Here is a 21,333-nt window from a genome sequence, read left to right on the forward strand (position 1 = left end):
GCGCGGGCACCGGCGCGGGCACCTGCGGCGCTACAGGCGCGGCCACTGGCAGCGGCGGCACGGCCGCGGCTGGCTTGGCAGCGCCCGCCAGCGCGTGACCGCAGTACGGGCAATGCCCGACAACGGTCCACAGGCCCGTCTTGCATTTGTTACAGATATCCAAAACTAATCCTTCATTGCAACGTCATTCCAGCACTCCAGCACTCAACCCAAGGGCGGCGGCATCAACGGTGGCGGCGCGCCGAGGAACAAAGGCGCCAGTTCGGCGAACTGGGCCAGGTCGGTCCAGGCCGGCAAGCCGGCGCGCCATACCTTGGTGGTGGCGGGTAGCACCTGCCCCGCCTGCACGTATTGCACGATCTGCTGGGCCGTGAACGGTCCCTGCTGCTGGCCGTTTATGCCCAGGAAATACTGGTATTCCACCAGCGGCGGCGGCATGCCGCCCAGCGGTGGCGGCGCCATGCCGAACACCGGCGCCACGGCGGCGGCCGGCGCGCTGGCCGGGCGCAGCAATTGCTCAAGGCGCCCCGCTTCCAGCATTTCCGCCTTGATCGCATACTTCAGGCGCGGCTGGCCATCCGCCTCCGGCTCGCGCACTTCCCAGTCGTAGGCATCGCCGTCGGAGTCGCCGATGACGTTGGCCCACTCCTTCAGGCGGCCCAGCAGGGCTTGCACCGTGCGGTCGAGCTCATCGCTGGCCATGCCCTTGCGGCGCGCCGACTCGCGCAGGCGCGCGCCCACTTCGGCGGAAATGGCGCTGCCGAAGCCGACGTAGGGCAACTGCGAGCCATCGGCTTGCGCCACCAGCTTGGGCGCATACACGGTGCGCTCATAGTATTTTGCCAGCGCCGCCATGGCGGCCGTCTGCACGGCGTCAAGCGCCGTCAATTTTTCTTCGATGCGCAGGGCGATATTTTTCTCGTACGAGGCCGGCATGCCGTTCTGGCGGATGGCCCGTTCGTTGCCGATGCGGCGCAAATCGCCCGGCTCGACGGCAAACTGGTACTGGCCCGGCGGCACGACGCGGCCCGTGTGGCGCGTCAGCACGCCCAGCATGATCGCTTGCAGGAATTCGCCGAAGTCTTCCGCCAGGCGCTTCATCTCATCCGTATTTGGTGCGATCGGGTGCGTGAATTGCGTCGGATCGATGTGCGTGTGGGTCGGCGCCTTGTCGTTGTCGCCCTCCTTGCGGTAACTGGTGCGCCAGCCTTCCAAGCCCCGCAGCACCGTCATCGGCACGCCGGCCAGTTCGCAATAGCACACGGCGCGCCCGCGGATGCCCGTCTCGACGATTTCCAGCTGGCTCACCGTGATGCCCACCTGGGTCGGCACGCACGACTCGAGCTCGGCGCCGAACTTCGCCTTGAAGGCGGCCGCGTTGGCCACGCCGATCACGCACTTGAACTGGTCCGACACGACCGTGAAATCGCCAGCCATATTGGCGTCGATCCACGGCATGGAACAGGCCAGCAGCTTGCGGAAGCGGTCCAGGCGTTCGGACACGTCCATCTGCTCGAGCGCCTCGACCAGCGGGTCGGGCACGCTGGTGGCGCCTTCCGCCAGGCCCGTCGTGGCGATCATGTTCTCGGCCATGCGCGTGACCTTGGCCAGGATCAAGCCGCGCTGCGCCGGTTCGCCCAGCATGGGGAACAGCGCTTTCGAGCCGCCCATGTCCTTGAACGCTTCATCGGCCCACTGGCGCAGGACGGTGCCCGAGGGCAGCGCAATGTCTTTTTCCATGACGGGAATGACGATCAGGGTCGCGTGTTCCTTGTCGAGGTCTTTTTGCAAAATCGTGTTCGCCGTCTTCAGTTCCGCCAGCATGGCCAGCACGCCTTCGCGGCCCGATTGCAGCTCGCCCACCAGGCCATTCCACTGGGCGCGGCCTTGCGCATCGACGCCGATCCGGTTGCCCAGCCAGCGCGACAGCTCGCCCAGCAGAAGGACGGACTCGTCCGCCGCCTTGGCGCGCAAATGGAATTTCAGGGCATTCGCCATTTCCGTGCGCAAATGGTCCATTACCACACCGGCCTGCTTTTCGCCATTGCTGAGGAAGCCGAAGGTGCTGCGCGTCTGTTCCAGGTTGTTCAGCAGGCGCTCGTATTCGCGCGAGCGCACGGCTTCCTTGATTTCGCGGTAGCGCTCGGCGTTCGCGCCGATCTGCGCCGTCAAGCCGCTGCCCGGCGCCTCGATGCGGTCCTTGATCTGCTCCACCAGCGACAGCACGTATTCCAGGCCGCCGAATTCTTTATTATCAAGATAGCCATACAACTGGTCGCGCACGACTTTCTTGACGTCCTCCAGCACTTCGCGGCGGCGCTTGCTGATGCGGTCTTCCGTCGTATCGGCCGTGGAATCCTGGTCGCGCACGGCGTCGCGTTCCAGGTGCTTCATCGCGTCGCGCACCTGCGCCGGCCATTCGCTGCGGTCGAAGCCCGTGCGGATATCGTTGATGCGCGTGTTGACCCTGTTTTCCACGCCGGCCAGCAAGTGCCCGTGGCGGTCTTCCAGCAATTCGTCGACGACGCGGAAATCGATGAAATCGCCGCTGGAGCGCTTCAGTTCGATACTCTTGTCGGAAAACTCGGGGAAGTCGCTGAACGGCGTCCCCTTCAGGAACATATTAGCGGCGAGGAAATTATCGCGCTGCGTATCCGTGGCGCGGTTGGCGCCCGCATCCGTGCCACCCACGCCAAAGAACGCTTGCAGCATGGCACCGGCCCAACGGTGGGCCCGCTCGTCGCGCGCCGCTTCCTGGCGCGTATCGAGCACGGCCATGCCGAACGAGGAAAAGCGCTTCGAGAAATACAGCCGCATGTCGCCGAAGCGGTCTTGCGGCACGGGCGCGTTGTACAGCGAGTTCTTGTGCTGCGCCTGGTTGACGGCGATCGAGCGCTTGGCGCGCGCGAAGTCGGCCGAGGCGAAATCCTCGAACAGCGAGTCGGCCACCATGTGGTAGACGTCGCTGACATCCTTGGTGTGCTGCTGCGCCAGGTTGCCCGAATCGATCAGGTAAACCTCGCTGTACGGCTCGCGCGTCAGTTCCGGGCGGTCGTACGCATCCCAGCGGCCCACATAGCCCTTGTTGCCCATCATCGCCGATTCCAGCTCCATCAGCGCGGCATAGCCGTTGGCCTCGACCCGGTCCTTATTGGCCTTGGTGTAGCCGGTCGGCAAGAACAACATCAGCTCCACGTCGGCCGCGCCCACTTCGCTGCGCGCCAGCCAGCGCGCCAGCAAGCCCATGTCCAGGAAGGAACCGGAACCCGTGCCGCCCGCCACGGAACCGACGATGACGATGCGGAAACGGTTCGTTTCCGTGCGCAAACCCAGTTCGGCCAGCTGGCGCTCGTGCGACAGGCCCGTCTTCAGGGCTTTCAATTTCAAGCGGATCTTGTCGCGGATCTTCGCGTACTTGTCGAAGAAATACAGGCGCGACACGGCGCGGATCTGGCCCGCGCCGCTGCTCATGTCAAAACGCAATTCGCGGATGCGCTGCGGCGTCAGCGGCAGCCATTCCTTGATGTGCGGATATTTTTCCAGGGAATCTTCATCGCGGCTGTACTTGTCCATGTCGAACGACTCGACCACCTTGTCGTCATCCGTGAACTTCACCTGGTCGAACTGCAAGTCCTTCGCCTGCGACTCGCCGCTTTCGATCACGGCGCCATTGTCGAGGTCGAAATGGATGAATTGCGCGATAGGAAAGTCCGCCAGGCCCTCGATGCGGGTGCGGTTGCCCGCGCCGCCCCACAGGGTGTTGAGGATGCGCCGGCGCACGCGCATCAGCACCTGCATACCCGTGCCGCCGATGCCGATGAACAGGGTCGGGCGCAGTTCGATGATCTTGTCCTGCTTGCGCTCGCTGGCGCCGCCGATGATGGTTTGGTTCAGATTCTCTGCCATGGTGATTCCTTGGATGAAACGTGTTGCCGCTTAGCGGCGGCTGGAGGTGAACGTCAACAGCAACGCTACCAGGCCCACCAGCACCAACGGTCCCATGAACAGTGGCGCGAGGAATTTATGCGCGTTCACGGCCGCCAGCACGACACCGGTCGCCAGGCTGGCCAGGAAGATGAACAGCCACCAGCCCGAGGCATTGGCCTTGTTCGGCGGCACGCGCTTGGCCACCAGGCCATTCGCATACGCATTCTTGGCAAAGAAAAAGGCGATAAACAGCAGCAACAGCACGACGCCGCCGACCAGGGTGTCGCGCGACGAGGTGTCGGTCGTGCCGGCAGGGTCCAACACGGGCACAGCTTCGGTCGTTGCGGTGGTGGCGGATGCCGGTGCGCCCGCCGCATCGGCTGCCGGCGGCACGGATGCGGGGGCCGGCAGGGTAAAACCGCTGTTGTCTTTGGGAGTCTCTTGCGCCATGGTATGCCTCAGTTGAATAGAAGGTTTTTTTAAAGAATGGTTGCTCAGGCCAGGCTCAGGGTATGGCCTTCGGCCACGCGCACGACGGCAGGCTTGCCCAGGCCCCGTTTGAGTTCGCCGATGTCGCGGCCGTCATCGTCGCGGATCTGTACGCTTTTGAATGGTTTCAGCAGCACTTGCCGCTGCACGCCGTCCATCATCACCTTGTAGCGCGTGGCGCGCGTGCCAAGCAAACCCAGCGCCAGCAAGCCCAGCACGAGCGCCAGCACGCCGCCGAGGATCACCAGCACGGGCAGCAGCGGATACTGTATGCGCACCAGCAAGGGGATCGTCGCCTGCGAGGCGCGCACGCTGTCGGGCGGCGTAAACATGTCCGAGATCGGGTCGCCGGGAAACAGTTCCTGCAAGTCCTTGCCGAAACTGGACGCCAGCGCCAGCCGCTGTTCCGACAGGCCCACTTGCGCCCGCATCGGCAACATCACCTGCTTGCCCATGGCGGCGATCGCCTGCGCCGACCACGGCGACGGAATCTGCGCCATCGGCAGGGCGAACTGCACCTGCACGGACTGGCTGGCGCCCGGCTGCAACTGGCGGATTTGATCTGGCGCAACGTGCAGCGGCGCATTCTGGCCCGCCAGGCTGGCGTGCACCCTGGCGCTGTCGATCACGTACGGGAAAAACATGTTTTGCAGGGATGCCTGCAGCAGCACTTGCGGTACCAGCTTGGCCGCATCGACGTCGAGCACGATGGTGCGTCCGTCGCGGCCCAGGCTGGCGTGCACATTGGCGCTGTTCTTGACGGACTGGGGCACGATGCGCACGGCATCCTGGTCCACCGGTTTCAGCCGCGCGGGCGGACGCGTCAGCACTTGCGACAGCCGCCCTTCGGCCAGGATACGGGTCAACGCCTCGGACGCCGGCTGGCCATACGCGAGCGCATACACCATCAAACCCTTGGCGCTGTACAGCTTGCCCTGCACGGGCATGCGCAGTGGAAACACCACCGTCTTGGTAATCGACGGCTCCAGATGCAGCAAGCGGTAAAAATCACGGTTGCGTTCTGCCGTCTGGCTGTCGTTGTTCGGGCTGTTCTTGTTATTCGTAAAAATCCACACGATGCCGGAGGCAGACTGGAACGGCCCCGTGATGGTTTTCGTCACGGCTTCCTGGAAATCCGTATCGGCCAGCGCGCCGCCGGCGCCCTTGCGCGCCAAGCCCAGGCTGGCCAGCTGGCCCGCCACGCCAGCGCCGCCCTGCCCCTGCCCGATCAGCGCGGGCGACACGTTGCTGCCGCTGCTCTGGCTGAAGGCCAGGGTATAGACCTTGTCGGACGGGTTCGTGGCAGCCTGCGCCACGGCGCCCACCAGGGCTTTCAGCTGCGAATGTTCATCCGTGTAGAACGGCTCCATCCAGCCCGAGTTTTGCACGAGAAAGGCTTGCTGGATGCCGGCCGCCTGCACGCCGGCTGCACTGAGCAAAGCGGCGCAGGCCGCGATCAGGACGCGCGCTTTCATGCCTGCAAGGTCCAGCCATCGATGCGCGACAGCAGCGGGTGATAAGCCCACAAGCTGCCTTCATGGACAAACAGGCGCAAGCGCCACGGCTCGCTGACGGCAAACGTGTGAAACACGGTCTCGCGCAACTCGTCGTCCTGCACCAGCTGGGCCGCCAGGCGCTCGTTCGAGCGCAGCACGCTCGACAGGCCGGCGCTGGTGGCGAACTTGACGCCGAACACGCTGTTGCCTTCGCCCGATTCGAGCAGCGGCATGACGGCCTGGTTCTTGCCGCCATCGTCGCCGTGTTCCGGTTCTTCCCACGGCGCCGTCTTCAGCTTGGCGGCGAAACGGTAATTGAAGCTGCCCGAACACAGGCGCGGCGCCAGCGCGTCGGCCCGCTCGGACTGCGCGCCCAGTTTCACGTAGACATAGGTGCCACGGCTGCGCTCGAAGCACAGCTGCCACAGGCCGCCATCGCGCGACACGTACGGGCTGCCGAATTCGAAATGCGGCACCAGCCCTTCGGGCCAGGGCGTCAACGACGCGGCCACGTTGCCGTCCGGCTGCAGCTGCAAGCGCAGCTGGCCGTTGGCGCACGGCCACACGGCCATGCGGTTGTAGGCCACGGGCGCGCCGACGGTGCCGAGCTCGACCACGCCATCGAGCAGCACGTCGCTGCCCGGCTTTTGCGCGGCATCAAGGTTGACGAAGCGGATGCGGCCATCGTCGTCGCGCAGCGGTGCCCACAGGCGATTCTGGAACCAGACGGGCGCGGCCACGCACGGCGCGCCGCCCACGTGCTCGACGACGTAGCTCAGCGATGGCACGTCGGGGCGGATGCAGGCCAAGCCATGGCTGGTCGGCAAGACCAGCACGCTATTGAATTCCGGCACCAGCTCGGCGCGCCAGGCGCCGTGGGCCAGGTCCGATTCGGCCAGCAGGCTGCCAGCGTCGGGATCGAGCGCCAGCCAGCGTTTCGAAGCGGGCAGCCAGGCGTGCAAAACGGCCTTGCGCGGGTCGAGCGCCAGCAGCGCGGGCGCGCTGGTGCCGAACCGGGCGGAAAAGAATTCGTATTCGCCCGGCGGCGGCATCGGCAGCGAGGCATCGGCCTGCGCATGCTCTTCGCGCACGCGCTGGTCGGCCAGTTTCAGGGACACGCTGGCCTGGCGCAAGCCGGCCGGGCCGGCCGGCGGCACATCGCTGACGGGATGGGCACCGAAAGGCGGCACCCAAGGCGGGCGGCCGGACGGCGTGGCGGCCGCCTCGGGCGGCACTTGCAAGGCCGCGCCCGAGGCGGGGTCGAACGCAAATTCGGGCGGGAACTGCCGCACGGGCGCGCCGGCCGCCGCGGGCAGGCGCCGCGCCAGCATCAGCTTGCCGATATCAGCCTGGCTCACCAAGGGCGAGACGTTCTGGCCGTCCGCGCTGCGCTGCATGCTCCACGCGCCCGCGTCATCCACGTGCCAGACGCCGGAAGGCAGTGGCCAATCCCCAGAAGTTTTATGATCCATGTATTTTCTATGACAAGCAATGCAGTTCAGACGGTGTAACGCGCTGGGGCTGCCGAAACGAAGTCGCAGCCCTGGCAGTTCTCATAGTAACGTCTTTTTATCTGTATGGAAACATTGACGACGGTCCTCAGCCCTGCTGCGTCCGCACTTTCGTCAGCAGCTTGGTGGTCGAGCGGTCATGCGCGAAGTCGATGGCCACGGCCTGGCCGCCATACGCCAGCACGGCCTTGCCTTCGGGGATGGCCGCCATGTCGTAGTCGCCGCCCTTGGCATAGATTTCCGGCTCGACCTCCTGCACCACTTCCAGGGCGCTGTCTTCCGAGAACGGCACGACCAGGCTCACCGCTTCCAGGGCGGCCAGCACGGCCATGCGGTCTTCGCAGCTGTTCAGGGGGCGGTCGTCGCCCTTGCCCAGACGTTTCACCGAAGCATCGGTATTCACGGCAACGATCAGCGAAGCGCCCAGCGCGCGCGCTTGCGCCAGGTAGGTCACGTGGCCGCGGTGCAAAATGTCGAACACGCCGTTCGTCACTACCACCGGTTTCGGCAGGGCTGCGGCGCGGGCGCGCAGTTCATCGCGGCCGCACAGTTTGTTTTCAAAATCAGGCATGGCTATCTCTTGTTGGGTTAAATACGGTCACACTCAGGCGTGGCTATCGCCTTGGATGCCAGCGGCATCACGGCGCCAGACGTCGATCAAGGCCAGGACGGCCGGTTCCAGGCGATCTTCGGCGATGCGATCTTGCCGGTAATAAATCATCAGCGCATACACGCCGGCCAGGCGGCTGACGGGTGGCGACAGCGCATATTCATTGCCACGCGCCGGTTGCCGGGCACGCCAATAATTGATCGCCGCTTCCAGCGCCTGCATCCGCAATTCCATCGCCCTCTCCTTCCGCCGCCCGCTCCCGCATTATAGGGGGCGATCCGCTACAATACGCCATCGGCGCCACAGTTTCACGTTTGCGCCACCTTTCACTCATTGCAAGTAAGTACTTCCTGTGTTTCAATCAAGCTATGACACTGACTGAACTGAAATATATCGTTGCAGTCGCGCGAGCGAAGCACTTCGGCCACGCCGCCGAAGCCTGTTTCGTCGCCCAGCCCACCCTGTCAGTGGCCATCAAGAAACTCGAAGACGAATTGGGCGTGGTCCTGTTCGAACGGGGCGGCGCGGAAATCTCCGTCACGCCCCTGGGCGCGCAGATCATCGCGCAAGCCGAGCGCGTGCTGGAACAGACGGCCGCCATCAAGGAACTTGCCAAGCAGAACAAGGACCCGCTGGCCGGCCCCCTGCGCCTGGGCGTGATCTATACGATCGGCCCCTACCTGCTGCCGCCGCTGGTCAAGGCCATGATAGACCAGGTACCGCAGATGCCTTTGATTTTGCAGGAAAACTTCACGGTTCGCCTGCTCGAATTGCTGCGCCAGGGCGAACTGGACGTGGCCATCATGGCCCTGCCCCTGCCCGATCACGGCATGGCCATGCAGGAACTGTATGACGAACCGTTCGTCGTGGCCATGCCGCGCCAGCATCCGTGGACGGCGCGTGAAAAAATCGCCGCACAGGATTTGAAATCGGAAACCATGCTCTTGCTGGGCAATGGCCACTGCTTCCGCGACCAGGTGCTGGAAGTGTGCCCCGAAATGGCGCGCTTTTCCTCGCCCGGCAACGGCATGCAGCGCACGTTTGAAGGTTCTTCGCTGGAAACCATCCGCCACATGGTGGCCAGCGGCATCGGCCTGACGGTGTTGCCGCGCGCCTCCGTCGCCAATATGCACGCCACCGACGGCATGCTCGAATACCGGCCCTTCGCCGCCCCCGTGCCATCGCGCCGGGTGGTGATGCTGTGGCGTAAGAGTTTTACGCGCAAGGCGGCCATCGACGCCCTGTGCGCGGCCATCGCCAGCTGCAACTTGCCTGGTATCATCCCCTTGTGCGAAGACGACGAATAGTACATTTACATACTATTTGCGATAATCGACCTTTCTCTTCAACAAGATCGAGTCTTCCATGAACAAGCTGGCGCTGTATTTCCGCCTGATACGGCTGGACAAGCCTATCGGTACCGTGTTGCTGCTGTGGCCTACCCTGTGCGCGCTGTGGCTGGCGCAGCAAGGCGTGCCGGACTGGCGGCTGCTGCTCATCTTCACGCTCGGCACTTTCCTGATGCGCTCGGCAGGCTGCGCCATCAACGACTACGCCGACCAGGATATCGACAAATTCGTCAAGCGCACGGCGGAACGCCCCATCACCAGCGGTCGCATCAGCGGCAAGGAAGCGCTGGCCGTGGCCGGCGTGCTGACCGTGCTGGCCTTTTGCCTGATCCTGCCCTTGAATGCGCTGACCAAGCAACTGTCCGTGGCGGCCGTCATCATCGCCGGCACCTACCCGTATTTCAAGCGCTTCTTTGCGATTCCGCAAGCGTACCTGGGCATCGCCTTCGGCTTCGGCATTCCCATGGGCTTTGCCGCCATCACGGATAGCGTGCCCGTCGTCGCCTGGCTGCTGCTGCTGGGCAATGTCTTCTGGGCCGTGGCTTACGATACGGAATATGCGATGGTCGACCGCGACGACGATTTAAAGATCGGCATCAAGACCTCGGCCATCACCTTCGGCCGCTACGACGTGGCCATCGTCATGTTCTGCTATGCCGTTTTCCTGCTGCTGTGGCTGGCATGCGGCTGGTACCTGGGCTTGCGCTATTGGTTCGTCGCGGGCCTGCTGGTGGCGGCCGGCTGCGCCGTTTACCACTACACCTTGATCCGCGCACGCGAGCGTATGCCGTGTTTTGCGGCATTCCGGCATAATAACTGGCTAGGAGCGGCGGTGTTTGCGGGCGTGGCGCTGGACTTTGCTTTCCGTTAAGCAATACCCCTTGCGCCGCGGCAGCCCTTGAGGCGGCGCAAGACAAGCCTGGCCGCAGCTGCCTACACTGGTATTTCACTGTGCAGTTTCACTTCCATGAGGTAATACATGAACTCGATACATACCGGCAAATCCAGCAGCGACAGCATCCTCGCCGACGCCGACAAGGCCCGCGACAAACTGGTCGGCGACCTGAAAACCGTCATCAATGAAGCGGAAGGCTGGCTCGATGGCGCCAAGGATCAGACGGGCGAGAATGTCAAAGCCGTCAAGGACAAGTTCATCGCCACCCTGGAAACGGCCAAGAAAGATTTGATCAAGCTGGAAGAAGACTTGCTCGAACGCACCAAGAAGGCGGCCAAGGCCACCGACGAATACGTGCAGGACAATCCATGGAAAGCCGTGGGCGCGGGCGCCGTCGTGGGCGTGCTGTTCGGCCTGCTGCTTTCCTCGTCACGCCGCTAGTAGTAGTACCGACGGCGTTCGCCGTCTCCTGACGCGAAAGGCAGCATATGGCTATCATGCACCATGTCGCCCAAGTCGCAGCGACCCTCGCCGCCATCGTCCAGACCCGTCTGGCCCTGGCGGCCGTGGAAATGGAAGAAGAGTCGCTGCGCTTCCTGTCCTATCTGGCGCTGGCCATGCTGGCGCTGCTGTGCCTGTTCGTCGGCCTGGTCTTGATCGTGTTCCTCGTCATCGTGCTGTTCTGGGATACGCACCGCATCGCCGCCATCGCCATCACGGCCGCCGTCTTCATCGTCGCCGCCATCGCCACCCTGCTGGGCGTGCGCGCCAGTTTCCGCAGCAAGCCGAAACTGCTGTCCTTCACACTTTCCGAACTGAACAAAGACCTGGACGAGCTGCAACTGCTGGCGCGCCGGGGATCGGAGCGGCCATGACCACGCATCCCACCAAGTTGTCGCACGTCCACACGGCCGCCAGCCTGGCGCAGCGGCGCGACGCGCTGCTGGCCGAATGCGCGCTGCAGCGCCTGGCCCTGGGCGTGCAGACGCGCCAGTTACTGGAATCGCTGACGGGCGGCAATCTGCGCCACACCCTGGCCACGCGCTTTAAAATTCCCCTGATGCTGGGCGGCGCCGTGCTGGGCTTGCTGCTCGTGCGACCGCGCCGCTTCCTGCCGCTGCTGCGGGCCAGCGGCGCATTGCTCAAGCACGCCACCACCGCCATGCCCGTCGTGCTGGCGCTGGCGCAGCGTTTCAGCAAGAAAGATACGCCGCGCTAAAATATTTTTACGGGGCTGCATCCAAATGGCAAACCCATGCGTAGTAATGGTATCAACCAGCCGGTTGAGCCAACTACCAGGAGCTTGCCATGCATGCCACCATCGCCCCACGCCATACCGCCCCTTCGCTCACCGTCCTGTGCGCCGCCCTGCTCGTGGCCGCCTGCGCACCGATGAGCGCGCGCTACTCGCAGGAACAATTGCCGACCGCCGTCAAAGTGCCCGATGGCCATCAGGTGGCCATGCAGACGGTGGGCGTGGGCAAGATCGCCTACGAATGCCGGGCGAAGAAGGACATGACGGGGCATGAATGGGTCTTCGTGGGCCCGGACGCGGCCTTGAACGACCGCGGCGGCATGCAAGTGGGCACGTATGTGGGACCGCCCGCCACCTGGGCCAGCCTGGACGGCTCGAAAGTGACGGCGACGCAAGTGGCCGTGGCGCCGGCCGGCGCGGGCAATATCCCCTATCAATTGGTCAAGGCCAATCCTGCCACGGGCAGCGGCGCCATGCAGGGCGTCAGCTACATCCAGCGCGTGGCCACCAGCGGCGGCGTGGCGCCAAGCAGCCCCTGCGGCATGGAATCTGTCGGCGCCAAACAATGGGTGCCCTACCAGGCAGATTACATTTTTTGGAAATCGGCATAAATCCTTTCAAGCGACGGTTGGCAAGCTGGTTTCTGGCCTATACTCGGCCTTGAAAATTTGCTAACCGTTCACTCGACGATTGCGCCAACCTTGCCAACGCTAGCCGCCCCTTACGATTACGATGCCGCCCTGCGCGCCTGCGCCAGGGGCGAGCAGCAGGCATTGCACGGCCTGTACCAACAGGAAAGCCGCTACCTGCTGGGCGTGGCCCTGCGCATCGTGCGCCAGCGGGCGCTGGCCGAAGACGTGCTGCACGACGCCTTCCTGAACATCTGGCGCCGCGCCGGCAGCTTCGACGCCACGCGCGGCAGCGGCAAGGGCTGGATCTATGTGGTGGTGCGGCACCAGGCGCTGGACGTGGCGCGCGCCCGCGCGCATGAAGTATCGGCCGACGAGGATACCGTGGAAACCCTGCTGCATGAACGCGAAGGCAACGATGCCGGCGCCACCTCGGACGCCTACGCCCTGCAGGCGAACATGGGCAAGCTGCACGACTGCCTGGGCCACTTGGACGAACCCAAGCGCAACAGCATCCTGTACGCCTATGTCGATGGCTGTTCCCATAGCGAGATCGCGCAACGCCTGCAAGCGCCGCTGGGGACCGTCAAGGCCTGGGTCAAGCGGGGCCTGGCCGCCTTGCGGGAGTGCATGGGATGATCGACAGCGACGAGGAATGGCAACGGCTGGCCGGCGAATATGTGCTGGGCACTTTGGCGCTGGCCGAGCGCGCCGAGGTGGAACAGCGTTTGCCGCGCGACGCCGCCTTGCGCGACGCCGTGGCCGACTGGGAACGGCGTCTGCTGCCCTTGACGACTTTGGCGCCGCCCGAAACGCCCTCGGCGCAACTGTGGCCGCGCATCAGCGCCAGCCTGTTCACGCCGAAAACCGTGCAACAGGCGGGCGGCTGGCAAGCGTGGTGGAACAGCCTGGCCTTCTGGAGAGTACTGGCCGGTGGCGGCTTGCTGGCCACGGCCGCGCTGGCCGTGCTGGTCAGCGTGCAACTGCAAGCGCCCGGCGGACCCGGCTATCTGGTGGTGCTGGTGGCGCCGCAAGACAAATCGCCGGGCTGGATCGTGCAGGCGGGCGGACGCGGCGGCCAGAACCGCGACCTGAGCCTGATCCCGCTGGGGCCGACCATGGTGCCGCGGCAGAAAGCCCTGCAATTCTGGACCAAGGGCAAGGACTGGGGCGCGCCCGTCTCGCTGGGCCTGGTCAAGCCGGGTCAAAGCCTCAGGCTGACCCTGGATAAGCTGCCGCCGCTGCAGCCCGAGCAACTGTTTGAAATCACGCTGGAGCCGGCAACGGGTTCGCCGACGGGCAGGCCGACGGGACCGGTGCTCTACATTGGCCGCGCCGTCAAGGTCATCTGATTACTTGCCCAGCTCGTCACCCATCTCGCGCCCGCGCTGGGCTGCCGCCTTGATGCCCTTGACGATGGCCGCCTTCACGCCGCTCTCTTCCATGCTGGTGAGGGCCGCATACGTGGTGCCGCCCTTCGACGTGACCCGCTCGCGCAGCAGGGAGACGGGTTCGCTGGAGTTGGCCGCCAGCTGCGCCGCGCCCGTGAACGTGGCGATGGCCAGCTGCGTGCCCTGCTCCGGCGTGAGGCCCAGTTCGGCGGCCGCCTGCTGCATCGCTTCGATAAAATAAAACACGTAGGCGGGACCGCTGCCGGACACGGCAGTCACGGGGTCGATCTTGGCTTCGTCATCGAGCCAGACGGTCTGGCCGACGGCGCGCAGGATGGCATCGGCCATTTTCTTTTGCTCGTCGCTGACGCCATCGCTGGCCACCATGCCCGTGATGCCCATGCCGATCAGGGCCGGCGTGTTCGGCATGCAGCGCACGATGGCGGAATAACCGCCGAGCCAGCGCGACAGGTCTTGCGCGCGGATGCCGGCCGCGATCGACAGCACCAATGGCGCCCGTTCCCCGTCGAGGAAGGGCAGCAGCTGCGCCGCCACGTCGCGCATGCTTTGCGGCTTGACGGCCAGCACGATCACGTCCACGCCGCGCAGCACCTCGCTGGTGGCAGTGGCTGTCGTGACGCCGAATTGCGCCTGCAATTTTTCCAGCGCCGGCGCGTGCGGGTCGATCACGTGGATATTGACGCCCAGGGTCAGCTTGCCCGCCAGGCCGGCGATCAGGGCCGCGGCCATGTTGCCGCCGCCTACGAATGCGATATTCAATTCTGTCGTCATGCTTGTTCTCTCTTCATCAGGAATAGTTGCGGGAACCAAAGATGGCGCTGCCCACGCGCACGATGGTGGCGCCCTCGAGCACGGCGGCGCGCAGGTCGGCCGACATGCCCATCGACAGGGTGTCGAGCGCCAGCCCGTCCGCCTTCAATTGTTCGTACAGCGCGCGCAATTGCGCGAACGCACGGCGCTGGAGGGTGACATCCGTTTCCGGCTCGGGAATCGCCATCAAACCGCGCAAGCGCAGGCGGGGCAGCAGCGCCACGGCATGCGCCAGCGCCGGCAAATCCATCGGCGTCACGCCGCTCTTGCTCGCTTCGCCGCTGATATTGACTTGCAAACAGATATTCAGATCCGGCAAGCCGGCCGGGCGCTGCTCGGACAGGCGCGCGGCGATCTTTTCCCGCTCCACCGTATGCACCCAGTCAAAATGTTCGGCGATGGGACGCGTCTTGTTGCTCTGGATGGGGCCGATGAAATGCCATGCCGGGACGTGCCGCGGCGAGGCCTCCTTCACAAAGGCGATCTTGTCGAGCGCTTCCTGCAGATAGTTTTCGCCAAACGCCATCTGCCCCGCCCGCATCGCCGCCAGCACGGCGTCCGCGCCGAAGGTTTTTGACACGGCCAGCAGGGTCACGTCGGCAGGGGCGCGCTGCGCCTCCACGGCCGCCTGCGCAATACTGTCGCGCACGGCTTGCAAGTTCTGTTCGATTGTGGACATAATCATTTTCTAGTGTATAGGGGCGGCGGCACAGTGCGCCAGCCCATCAATGCAGGCACAGGGATTATAAATGGACATCTCCGAACTTCTCGCTTTCTCCGTCAGCAACAAGGCTTCCGACCTGCACCTGTCTTCCGGCCTGCCGCCGATGATACGGGTCAATGGCGACGTGCGCCGCCTGAACGTGGCGCCGCTCGAGCACAAGGAAGTGCACAGCATGATCTACGACATCATGAACGACAGCCAGCGCAAGGCGTATGAAGAGGCGCTCGAGTGCGATTTCTCGTTCGAGATTCCCGGCCTGGCCCGCTTCCGCGTCAATGCCTACAACCAGGAACGCGGTGCCTCGGCCGTGCTGCGCACGATTCCGTCAAAAGTGCTGAGCCTGGAAGACCTGAACGCGCCGCGCATCTTCGGCGAACTGGCCATGCGCCCGCGCGGCCTGGTGCTGGTGACGGGGCCGACCGGTTCCGGCAAGTCGACCACCCTGGCGGCCATGGTGAACCACGTCAACGAACGGCTGAATCACCATATTCTGACCATCGAAGACCCGATCGAATTCGTGCATGAACCGAAAAAATGCCTGATCAACCAGCGCGAGGTGGGTTCCCACACGCATTCGTTCAGCAACGCGCTGCGCTCGGCCCTGCGCGAAGACCCGGACGTCATTCTGGTGGGCGAATTGCGCGACCTGGAAACCATCCGCCTGGCGCTGACGGCGGCCGAGACGGGCCACCTGGTGTTCGGCACCCTGCACACCTCGTCGGCGGCGAAATCGATCGACCGCATCATCGACGTCTTCCCCGCCGAGGAAAAGGAAATGGTGCGCGCCATGCTGTCCGAATCCCTGCAGGCCGTCATTTCGCAGAACTTACTCAAAACCAAGGACGGCGCGGGCCGCGTGGCCGCGCATGAAATCATGCTGGCCACGCCCGCCGTGCGCAACCTGATCCGCGAAGCGAAAGTGGCGCAAATGTATTCGGCCATCCAGACGGGCAGCAACGTGGGCATGCAGACCCTGGACCAGTGCCTGTCCGACCTCGTGCGGCGCGGCACGATCTCGGCCGAGACGGCCCGCTCGGCCGCCAAGTCGCCTGAAAACTTCCCCGGATAAGCCATGCAGACGACGCACGAACACTATGACGCCATGCACGCGCTGCTGGCGCAGATGCGCTCACGGGGCGGCTCGGACCTGTTCATCACGGCCGGCTTTCCGCCCGCCATCAAACTCGACGGCAAGCTGACGCCGCTGGCGGGCGCCGCGCTGGCCGCGCAGCAGGCGGCCGGCTACGTGCGCGCCGTCATGAACGAACGCCAGGCGGCCGAGTTCGCATCCAGCCGCGAAGCCAATTTCGCCATCAGCCCGGACGGCCTGGGGCGTTTCCGCGTGTCCGCCTTCGTGCAGATGGGCCAGGCAGGCATGGTCTTGCGCCTGATCAATACCGCCATCCCCACGCTCGATGGGCTCGGTTTACCCGCCATCCTGCAAGACATCGTGATGAGCAAGCGCGGCCTCGTCATCATGGTGGGCGCCACGGGCTGCGGCAAGTCGACCACCCTGGCCGCCATGGTGGGCCACCGCAACGAGCACAGCCATGGCCACATCATTACCATCGAAGACCCCGTGGAATTCATCCATCCGCATGGCAACTGCATCGTCACCCAGCGCGAGGTGGGCGTCGATACGGACGACTGGGCCACGGCCCTGAAAAACACCCTGCGCCAGGCGCCCGACGTGATCCAGATCGGAGAGATACGCGACCGCGACACCATGGACCACGCCATCGCGTTTGCCGAGACGGGCCATCTGTGCCTGGCGACCCTGCACGCGAACAACGCCAACCAAGCCTTGGACCGCATCATCAATTTCTTCCCCGAAGAGCGGCGCCAGCAATTGCTGATGGACCTGTCGCTCAATTTAAAAGGCATGATTTCGCAGCGCTTGATCCCCAACAAGGACGGCGACGGGCGCCAGGCGGCGCTGGAAATCCTGCTCAACTCGCCGCTGATGAGTGAGCTGATCTTCAAGGGTCAGGTGCACGAGATCAAGGAATTGATGAAAAAATCGCGCGAGCATGGCATGCAGACGTTCGACCAGGCCCTGTTCGACCTGCACGAAGCGGGCGCCATCAGCTATGAAGACGCGCTGCGCAATGCGGACTCCGTCAACGACCTGCGCCTGGCGATCAAACTCAAGGGCGCAACGGCGCCGGAACCCGCCCCGCACACGGGCGCCACCAAACTGGGACTCCTCTGACATGACCAGCATCCACGATTTCCAGGCCGAGGCGCTGGACGGCACGCCGATCGACCTGGCCCGCTACAAGGGTAAGGTACTGCTGATCGTCAACACGGCCAGCGCCTGCGGCTTCACGCCGCAATACCAGGGGCTCGAAGCGCTGTACCGCGAATTCCACGAGCAGGGCCTGGTCGTGCTGGGCTTTCCCTGCAATCAATTCCGCCAGCAGGAACCGGGCTCGAATGCGGAAATCGGCGCCTTTTGCGAAAAGAACTTCGGCGTCAGCTTTCCCCTGTTTGCCAAGGTCGACGTGAATGGCCCGCATACGCACCCTGTCTTTGCGCAATTAAAACAGGCGGCGCCCGGCATATTGGGCACGCAGTCGATCAAATGGAATTTCACCAAGTTTTTGGTGCGCAAGGATGGCAGCGTCTTTCGCCGCTACGCGACGGCCAGCAAACCGGCCAGCCTGGCGGACGACATTCGGCAATTGCTACAGGAATAGCCATTCAACGGTTTGATTAAAAGCAATAATTGCTCAAATCAATGAATCCGTGTTTATTTCATGCTTGATATCAATATTGTGTTTCCAATAGCAAATTTCGGTGATAATGTTTGCATAATTATTCGCAGATATCGATCAAAAAACGATGCCAGTCTTTGGGAAAATATTATCTTCATGGATGCGGATGGGCATATATTCCCGCCTCTTCGTTCCTATTTTCTTCCTGATACTTGCCGTTTCCGCCGTTCGCTATCACGCCCTGCTCGGCACGGAAACGGCGCTGGCCAATGCGCGCTACCAGAGCGACGCCCGGCAACTCGACCTGTTCCTTGCCAATAGCGTGCTGCCGCTGGCCGTGCACGCGGACGGTCACGCGATGCACGACAGCGTGCGGCAAGTGCTGCGCAGCGCCCTGCCGCTGAACCGCAGCCTCGTTTCCGCCCGCTGGGACACGGCTGCCGGGCATGTCGAGGTGCTGGCCGACAGCAAGCTTGGCGACACACTGGCCACGGTGCCGGCGTGGTTCGCGCGCCTGGCCGGCATCACGGCCATCCGCAGCCGCCTGACGGTGGCGCTGCCGGACGGCGGCGACGGCATCCTCGACCTGCATTACACGCCCGGCCTGCCCCTGGCACAGGTATGGCACCGGGTACGCGAACAGGCCATCCTCAGCAGTATCAATATCGTGCTCGTCTTCCTGCTGCTGGGCCTGATCCTGGCCACGCACCGCAAGCTGCTGGCGCGCTTCGTGCAGGCGACCGACCGCTTCCGCGATGGCAACTTCGGCGTGCGCCTGGCGGCCGGCGCCACGCCCGAGGCGCAAGCCGTGTCGCAATCGTTCAACGGCATGGCCGGCGATATCGAAGAACTGCTGACCTCGCTCAAGACCAGCCAGCGCCAGCTGGGCGAACAGCTGAATGAAACCGTGCACATGCAACAGGCGCTGCAAAAGCTGTCCTGGCAAAACTACAATGATGTGCTGACGGGCCTGCCCAACCGCGCCGCGCTGGCCGCCCGCTTCGAACAGGAACTGTTCCTCGCGCGCGAACGCCAGCGCCTGCTGGCCGTCTGCCTGTTCGACCTCGACCACTTCCAGACCATCAACGACCGCTACGGCGCCGAGGCGGGCGATGAAATCCTCAAGCAGGTAGCCGGCCGCCTGCACGGCTTTACGGGCCAAGTCCACTACGCGGCGCGCCTGGGCGGCGATGAATTCGTCCTGCTGCTGTGCGGCCAGGCCAGCATCGCCAGCATCGAACAGAACGTCACGCAGCTGATGACTGAGCTGAGCCGTCCCTACCAGTGCGACCAGCAGGCGCTGCACATGACGGCCAGCGCCGGCATCGCCGTCTACGCGGGCAAGGACCTGAATACGGAAAGCCTGCTGCGCCACGCCGACCACGCCGTCTACCAGGCAAAATTAACGGGACGCAACCAGTACCACTTCTTCGACACCAACCTCGACGAGGAAGTACGCACCCACCACAACCAGCGCACGGAAGTGCGCCAGGCGCTGATCAACGGCGAACTACGTTTGTACTACCAGCCCAAGGTGAATATGCGCGCCGGCACGGTGGTGGGCATGGAAGCGCTGCTGCGCTGGCAGCATCCGCGCCGCGGCGTGCTGGCGCCGGCGCAATTCCTGCCGCTGGTGGAACAGACGGATTTGATCATCGACATCGGCGAATGGGTGCTGCGCCAGGCCCTGTGGCAGATGCAGCGCTGGAGCGCGACCGGCAAGCACTGGGTGGTCAGCGTGAATATCGCGGCGCGCCACTTCCAGCAACCGGACTTCGTCTCGCGCCTGGAAACCATCCTCGGCGAATTTCCCGGCGTGCGCGCCAGCATGCTGGAACTGGAAATCCTCGAATCGTCGGCCCTGCACGACATCGAGGACGTGCGCCGCATCATCCGCGCCTGCCAGGCGCTGGGCATCACGTTCGCGCTCGACGATTTCGGCACCGGCTATTCGTCGATGTCCTACCTGAAACGCCTGCCGGCCAATATCGTCAAGATCGACCAGAGCTTCGTGCGCAATATGCTCAACGACCGCGACGACCTGCACCTGGTGCGCGCCGTCATCGGCCTGGCCCGTTCCTTCAGCTTGACGGTGATCGCCGAAGGCGTGGAAAGCGTCGAGCATGGCGCGCGCCTGATCCAGCTCGGCTGCGACCTGGCGCAAGGCTACGGCATCGCCCGTCCCATGCCGGCCGACGCCGTGCTGGAGTGGGCGAACACTTTCATTCCTGCGCCGCAATGGCGCATCGCCCAGTACAGCGAAATACCTATTTAGGCGTCAAGGCCGCATCAATCAGCTCGATCCAGTGCCGCACGGGCGTCTGCGTGCCCGACTGCAAATGGCTCAGGCAGCCGATATTGGCCGACACGATCATCTCCGGCTCGCACGCTTCCAGGTGCGCCACCTTGTTGTCGCGCAGCTGCTGCGACAGTTCCGGCTGCAGGATCGAATACGTGCCGGCCGAACCGCAGCACAAATGGCTGTCCGCGCACAGGCGCACGTCGACGCCGACGGCGCGCAGCACCTGCTCCACCTTGCCGCGCACCTGCTGGCCGTGCTGCAGGGTGCATGGCGGGTGGTACGCCACTTTTTTCACTATGCGCCCTTTCAGTAGCGCCGCCAGCTCATTTTCAAACGCCGGCATGATCTCGGACAGATCGCGCGTCAGTGCCGCGATGCGCCGCGCCTTGTCCGCATACCGGGCGTCGTGCGCCAGCAGGTGGCCGTATTCCTTCACCGTGGCGCCGCAGCCGGACGCCGTCATGATGATGGCTTCCGCGCTGCCCACGCTGTCTACGTAAGGCCACCAGGCGTCGATATTGCGGCGCATGTCGTCCAGCGCCGCGTCCTGGTCGTTCAGGTGATGGCGCAGCGCGCCGCAGCAGCCGGCCTTTGGCGCGACAATCAACTGCACCCCGAGCGCGTCGAGCACGCGCGCCGTGGCCGCGTTGATGTTCGGCGACATGGCCGGCTGCACGCAGCCGTCGAGCAGCAGCATGCTGCGCGCATGCCGGCGCGCCGGCCATGCCCCCGCATTCGCACCCGGGCGCAATTTATCCTGCAAGCCTTTTGGCAGCAAGGGCCGCAGCGCCTGCCCCGCCTTGTACACGGGCGTAAACAGCCAGCGGCGCGGCAAGGCTTCCTTCAGGGCGAAACGCAAGGCACGTTCGCGCAAGGGGCGCTGCACGCGCTGCTCGACGACGTTGCGGCCGATGTCGACCAGGCGCCCGTACTGCACGCCCGAGGGACAGGTCGACTCGCAGTTGCGGCAGGTCAGACAGCGGTCCAGGTGCGTCTGCGTCTTGGCCGTGACGGGCGCGCCTTCCAATACCTGCTTGATCAGGTAAATGCGCCCGCGCGGGCCATCGAGTTCATCGCCCAGCAGCTGGTAGGTGGGACAGGTGGCCGTGCAAAAGCCGCAATGCACGCAGGCGCGCAGGATGGCTTCGGCTTCGTCGCCTGCCGGCGTATTCTTGATGAAATCGGCGAGATTGGTTTGCATGCGCGC

The 21,333-nt window shown here is 64.3% G+C and carries 21 protein-coding genes; 12 read left to right on the forward strand and 9 right to left on the reverse strand.

Annotated features, from left to right (window positions below):
- Positions 1 to 204 precede the first annotated feature (204 nt).
- The 6 genes from CBW66_RS27290 to CBW66_RS27315 all read right to left on the reverse strand — a co-directional run bounded on the left by CBW66_RS27290 (position 205) and on the right by CBW66_RS27315 (position 8,267).
- Positions 205 to 3,906, reverse strand: a complete 3,702-nt coding sequence (locus CBW66_RS27290) for a tubulin-like doman-containing protein (protein ID WP_086140800.1) — start codon at positions 3,904 to 3,906, stop codon at positions 205 to 207.
- Positions 3,907 to 3,936: 30 nt separating this feature from the next.
- A complete protein-coding gene (locus CBW66_RS27295; RefSeq protein ID WP_086140801.1) occupies positions 3,937 to 4,377 on the reverse strand; it encodes a hypothetical protein in 441 nt (146 codons plus the stop codon).
- A 44-nt stretch (positions 4,378 to 4,421) separates the two neighbouring features.
- The gene (locus CBW66_RS27300; RefSeq protein WP_086140802.1) at positions 4,422 to 5,891 is read right to left on the reverse strand and encodes a hypothetical protein; all 1,470 of its coding nucleotides are present in this window, start codon (positions 5,889 to 5,891) and stop codon (positions 4,422 to 4,424) included.
- A complete protein-coding gene (locus CBW66_RS27305) occupies positions 5,888 to 7,333 on the reverse strand; it encodes a hypothetical protein (protein ID WP_139841808.1) in 1,446 nt (481 codons plus the stop codon). The genes CBW66_RS27300 and CBW66_RS27305 overlap by 4 nt, the downstream gene beginning before the upstream one ends.
- A gap of 178 nt (positions 7,334 to 7,511) precedes the next feature.
- Positions 7,512 to 7,994 carry a D-glycero-beta-D-manno-heptose 1-phosphate adenylyltransferase gene (rfaE2, locus tag CBW66_RS27310; protein WP_086140804.1) on the reverse strand — a complete coding sequence of 161 codons (483 nt, stop codon included), beginning with the start codon at positions 7,992 to 7,994 and terminating at the stop codon, positions 7,512 to 7,514.
- Positions 7,995 to 8,027: 33 nt separating this feature from the next.
- Positions 8,028 to 8,267: a DUF3717 domain-containing protein gene (locus CBW66_RS27315; RefSeq protein WP_086140805.1), complete on the reverse strand. Its 240-nt coding sequence runs from the start codon at positions 8,265 to 8,267 to the stop codon at positions 8,028 to 8,030.
- 134 nt (positions 8,268 to 8,401) lie between these two features.
- Here CBW66_RS27315 and CBW66_RS27320 point away from each other — a divergent pair, with 134 nt between their 5' ends.
- From CBW66_RS27320 to CBW66_RS27355, 8 genes are all read left to right on the forward strand, one after another.
- A complete protein-coding gene (locus CBW66_RS27320) occupies positions 8,402 to 9,340 on the forward strand; it encodes a hydrogen peroxide-inducible genes activator (protein WP_086140806.1) in 939 nt (312 codons plus the stop codon).
- Positions 9,341 to 9,398: 58 nt separating this feature from the next.
- Positions 9,399 to 10,253 (forward strand): 4-hydroxybenzoate octaprenyltransferase, encoded by an 855-nt coding sequence (ubiA, locus tag CBW66_RS27325; RefSeq protein WP_086140807.1) that lies wholly within the window; start codon positions 9,399 to 9,401, stop codon positions 10,251 to 10,253.
- Between the two features lie 108 nt (positions 10,254 to 10,361).
- Positions 10,362 to 10,718 (forward strand): DUF883 family protein, encoded by a 357-nt coding sequence (locus tag CBW66_RS27330; protein WP_070222586.1) that lies wholly within the window; start codon positions 10,362 to 10,364, stop codon positions 10,716 to 10,718.
- A 56-nt stretch (positions 10,719 to 10,774) separates the two neighbouring features.
- Entirely contained in the window at positions 10,775 to 11,152 is a 378-nt protein-coding gene (locus CBW66_RS27335) for a phage holin family protein (RefSeq protein WP_081368364.1), read from the forward strand.
- A complete protein-coding gene (locus CBW66_RS27340; RefSeq protein WP_086140808.1) occupies positions 11,149 to 11,496 on the forward strand; it encodes a hypothetical protein in 348 nt (115 codons plus the stop codon). Before CBW66_RS27335 ends, CBW66_RS27340 begins: the two co-directional genes overlap by 4 nt.
- 89 nt (positions 11,497 to 11,585) lie before the next feature.
- Positions 11,586 to 12,143, forward strand: coding sequence for a DUF3455 domain-containing protein (locus CBW66_RS27345; protein ID WP_086140809.1), 558 nt, complete (start codon positions 11,586 to 11,588; stop codon positions 12,141 to 12,143).
- A gap of 90 nt (positions 12,144 to 12,233) precedes the next feature.
- Positions 12,234 to 12,800, forward strand: coding sequence for a sigma-70 family RNA polymerase sigma factor (locus CBW66_RS27350; protein ID WP_086140810.1), 567 nt, complete (start codon positions 12,234 to 12,236; stop codon positions 12,798 to 12,800).
- The gene (locus CBW66_RS27355; protein WP_086140811.1) at positions 12,797 to 13,513 is read left to right on the forward strand and encodes an anti-sigma factor; all 717 of its coding nucleotides are present in this window, start codon (positions 12,797 to 12,799) and stop codon (positions 13,511 to 13,513) included. Before CBW66_RS27350 ends, CBW66_RS27355 begins: the two co-directional genes overlap by 4 nt.
- On the opposite strand, the gene proC is transcribed toward CBW66_RS27355, so the two are convergent.
- Together proC and CBW66_RS27365 are read right to left on the reverse strand one after the other, a co-directional pair.
- Positions 13,514 to 14,344 (reverse strand): pyrroline-5-carboxylate reductase, encoded by an 831-nt coding sequence (gene proC / locus CBW66_RS27360; protein ID WP_086140812.1) that lies wholly within the window; start codon positions 14,342 to 14,344, stop codon positions 13,514 to 13,516. It lies immediately after the preceding gene.
- 16 nt (positions 14,345 to 14,360) lie between these two features.
- Positions 14,361 to 15,062, reverse strand: a complete 702-nt coding sequence (locus tag CBW66_RS27365) for a YggS family pyridoxal phosphate-dependent enzyme (RefSeq protein WP_086140813.1) — start codon at positions 15,060 to 15,062, stop codon at positions 14,361 to 14,363.
- A 70-nt stretch (positions 15,063 to 15,132) separates the two neighbouring features.
- Between CBW66_RS27365 and CBW66_RS27370 the strand changes: the two genes are divergently transcribed.
- From CBW66_RS27370 to CBW66_RS27385, 4 genes are all read left to right on the forward strand, one after another.
- Positions 15,133 to 16,176: a type IV pilus twitching motility protein PilT gene (locus tag CBW66_RS27370; RefSeq protein ID WP_086140814.1), complete on the forward strand. Its 1,044-nt coding sequence runs from the start codon at positions 15,133 to 15,135 to the stop codon at positions 16,174 to 16,176.
- 3 nt (positions 16,177 to 16,179) lie between these two features.
- Entirely contained in the window at positions 16,180 to 17,319 is a 1,140-nt protein-coding gene (locus CBW66_RS27375) for a PilT/PilU family type 4a pilus ATPase (protein WP_170932931.1), read from the forward strand.
- A 1-nt stretch (position 17,320) separates the two neighbouring features.
- Entirely contained in the window at positions 17,321 to 17,806 is a 486-nt protein-coding gene (locus CBW66_RS27380; protein ID WP_086140815.1) for a glutathione peroxidase, read from the forward strand.
- A 184-nt stretch (positions 17,807 to 17,990) separates the two neighbouring features.
- Positions 17,991 to 20,099: a bifunctional diguanylate cyclase/phosphodiesterase gene (locus tag CBW66_RS27385; RefSeq protein ID WP_086140816.1), complete on the forward strand. Its 2,109-nt coding sequence runs from the start codon at positions 17,991 to 17,993 to the stop codon at positions 20,097 to 20,099.
- Here CBW66_RS27385 and glcF read toward each other — a convergent pair.
- Positions 20,092 to 21,327, reverse strand: a complete 1,236-nt coding sequence (gene glcF / locus CBW66_RS27390; protein WP_086140817.1) for a glycolate oxidase subunit GlcF — start codon at positions 21,325 to 21,327, stop codon at positions 20,092 to 20,094. The two genes, CBW66_RS27385 and glcF, sit on opposite strands and share 8 nt — an antisense overlap.
- Positions 21,328 to 21,333 lie beyond the last annotated feature (6 nt).

Source organism: Janthinobacterium sp. GW456P, from assembly GCF_002127655.1.
Lineage (GTDB): Bacteria > Pseudomonadota > Gammaproteobacteria > Burkholderiales > Burkholderiaceae_D > Janthinobacterium.

Coding starts and splice junctions, on each gene's coding strand:
- CBW66_RS27340 (WP_086140808.1), top strand. CDS start 11,149: ATGACCACGCATCCCACCAAGTTGTCGCACGTCCACACGGCCGCCAGC.
- ubiA (WP_086140807.1), top strand. CDS start 9,399: ATGAACAAGCTGGCGCTGTATTTCCGCCTGATACGGCTGGACAAGCCT.
- CBW66_RS27320 (WP_086140806.1), top strand. CDS start 8,402: ATGACACTGACTGAACTGAAATATATCGTTGCAGTCGCGCGAGCGAAG.
- CBW66_RS27380 (WP_086140815.1), top strand. CDS start 17,321: ATGACCAGCATCCACGATTTCCAGGCCGAGGCGCTGGACGGCACGCCG.
- glcF (WP_086140817.1), bottom strand. CDS start 21,327: ATGCAAACCAATCTCGCCGATTTCATCAAGAATACGCCGGCAGGCGAC.
- CBW66_RS27335 (WP_081368364.1), top strand. CDS start 10,775: ATGCACCATGTCGCCCAAGTCGCAGCGACCCTCGCCGCCATCGTCCAG.
- CBW66_RS27370 (WP_086140814.1), top strand. CDS start 15,133: ATGGACATCTCCGAACTTCTCGCTTTCTCCGTCAGCAACAAGGCTTCC.
- CBW66_RS27295 (WP_086140801.1), bottom strand. CDS start 4,377: ATGGCGCAAGAGACTCCCAAAGACAACAGCGGTTTTACCCTGCCGGCC.
- rfaE2 (WP_086140804.1), bottom strand. CDS start 7,994: ATGCCTGATTTTGAAAACAAACTGTGCGGCCGCGATGAACTGCGCGCC.
- CBW66_RS27385 (WP_086140816.1), top strand. CDS start 17,991: ATGGGCATATATTCCCGCCTCTTCGTTCCTATTTTCTTCCTGATACTT.
- CBW66_RS27330 (WP_070222586.1), top strand. CDS start 10,362: ATGAACTCGATACATACCGGCAAATCCAGCAGCGACAGCATCCTCGCC.
- CBW66_RS27300 (WP_086140802.1), bottom strand. CDS start 5,891: ATGAAAGCGCGCGTCCTGATCGCGGCCTGCGCCGCTTTGCTCAGTGCA.
- proC (WP_086140812.1), bottom strand. CDS start 14,344: ATGACGACAGAATTGAATATCGCATTCGTAGGCGGCGGCAACATGGCC.
- CBW66_RS27315 (WP_086140805.1), bottom strand. CDS start 8,267: ATGGAATTGCGGATGCAGGCGCTGGAAGCGGCGATCAATTATTGGCGT.
- CBW66_RS27365 (WP_086140813.1), bottom strand. CDS start 15,062: ATGTCCACAATCGAACAGAACTTGCAAGCCGTGCGCGACAGTATTGCG.
- CBW66_RS27345 (WP_086140809.1), top strand. CDS start 11,586: ATGCATGCCACCATCGCCCCACGCCATACCGCCCCTTCGCTCACCGTC.
- CBW66_RS27290 (WP_086140800.1), bottom strand. CDS start 3,906: ATGGCAGAGAATCTGAACCAAACCATCATCGGCGGCGCCAGCGAGCGC.
- CBW66_RS27355 (WP_086140811.1), top strand. CDS start 12,797: ATGATCGACAGCGACGAGGAATGGCAACGGCTGGCCGGCGAATATGTG.
- CBW66_RS27375 (WP_170932931.1), top strand. CDS start 16,180: ATGCAGACGACGCACGAACACTATGACGCCATGCACGCGCTGCTGGCG.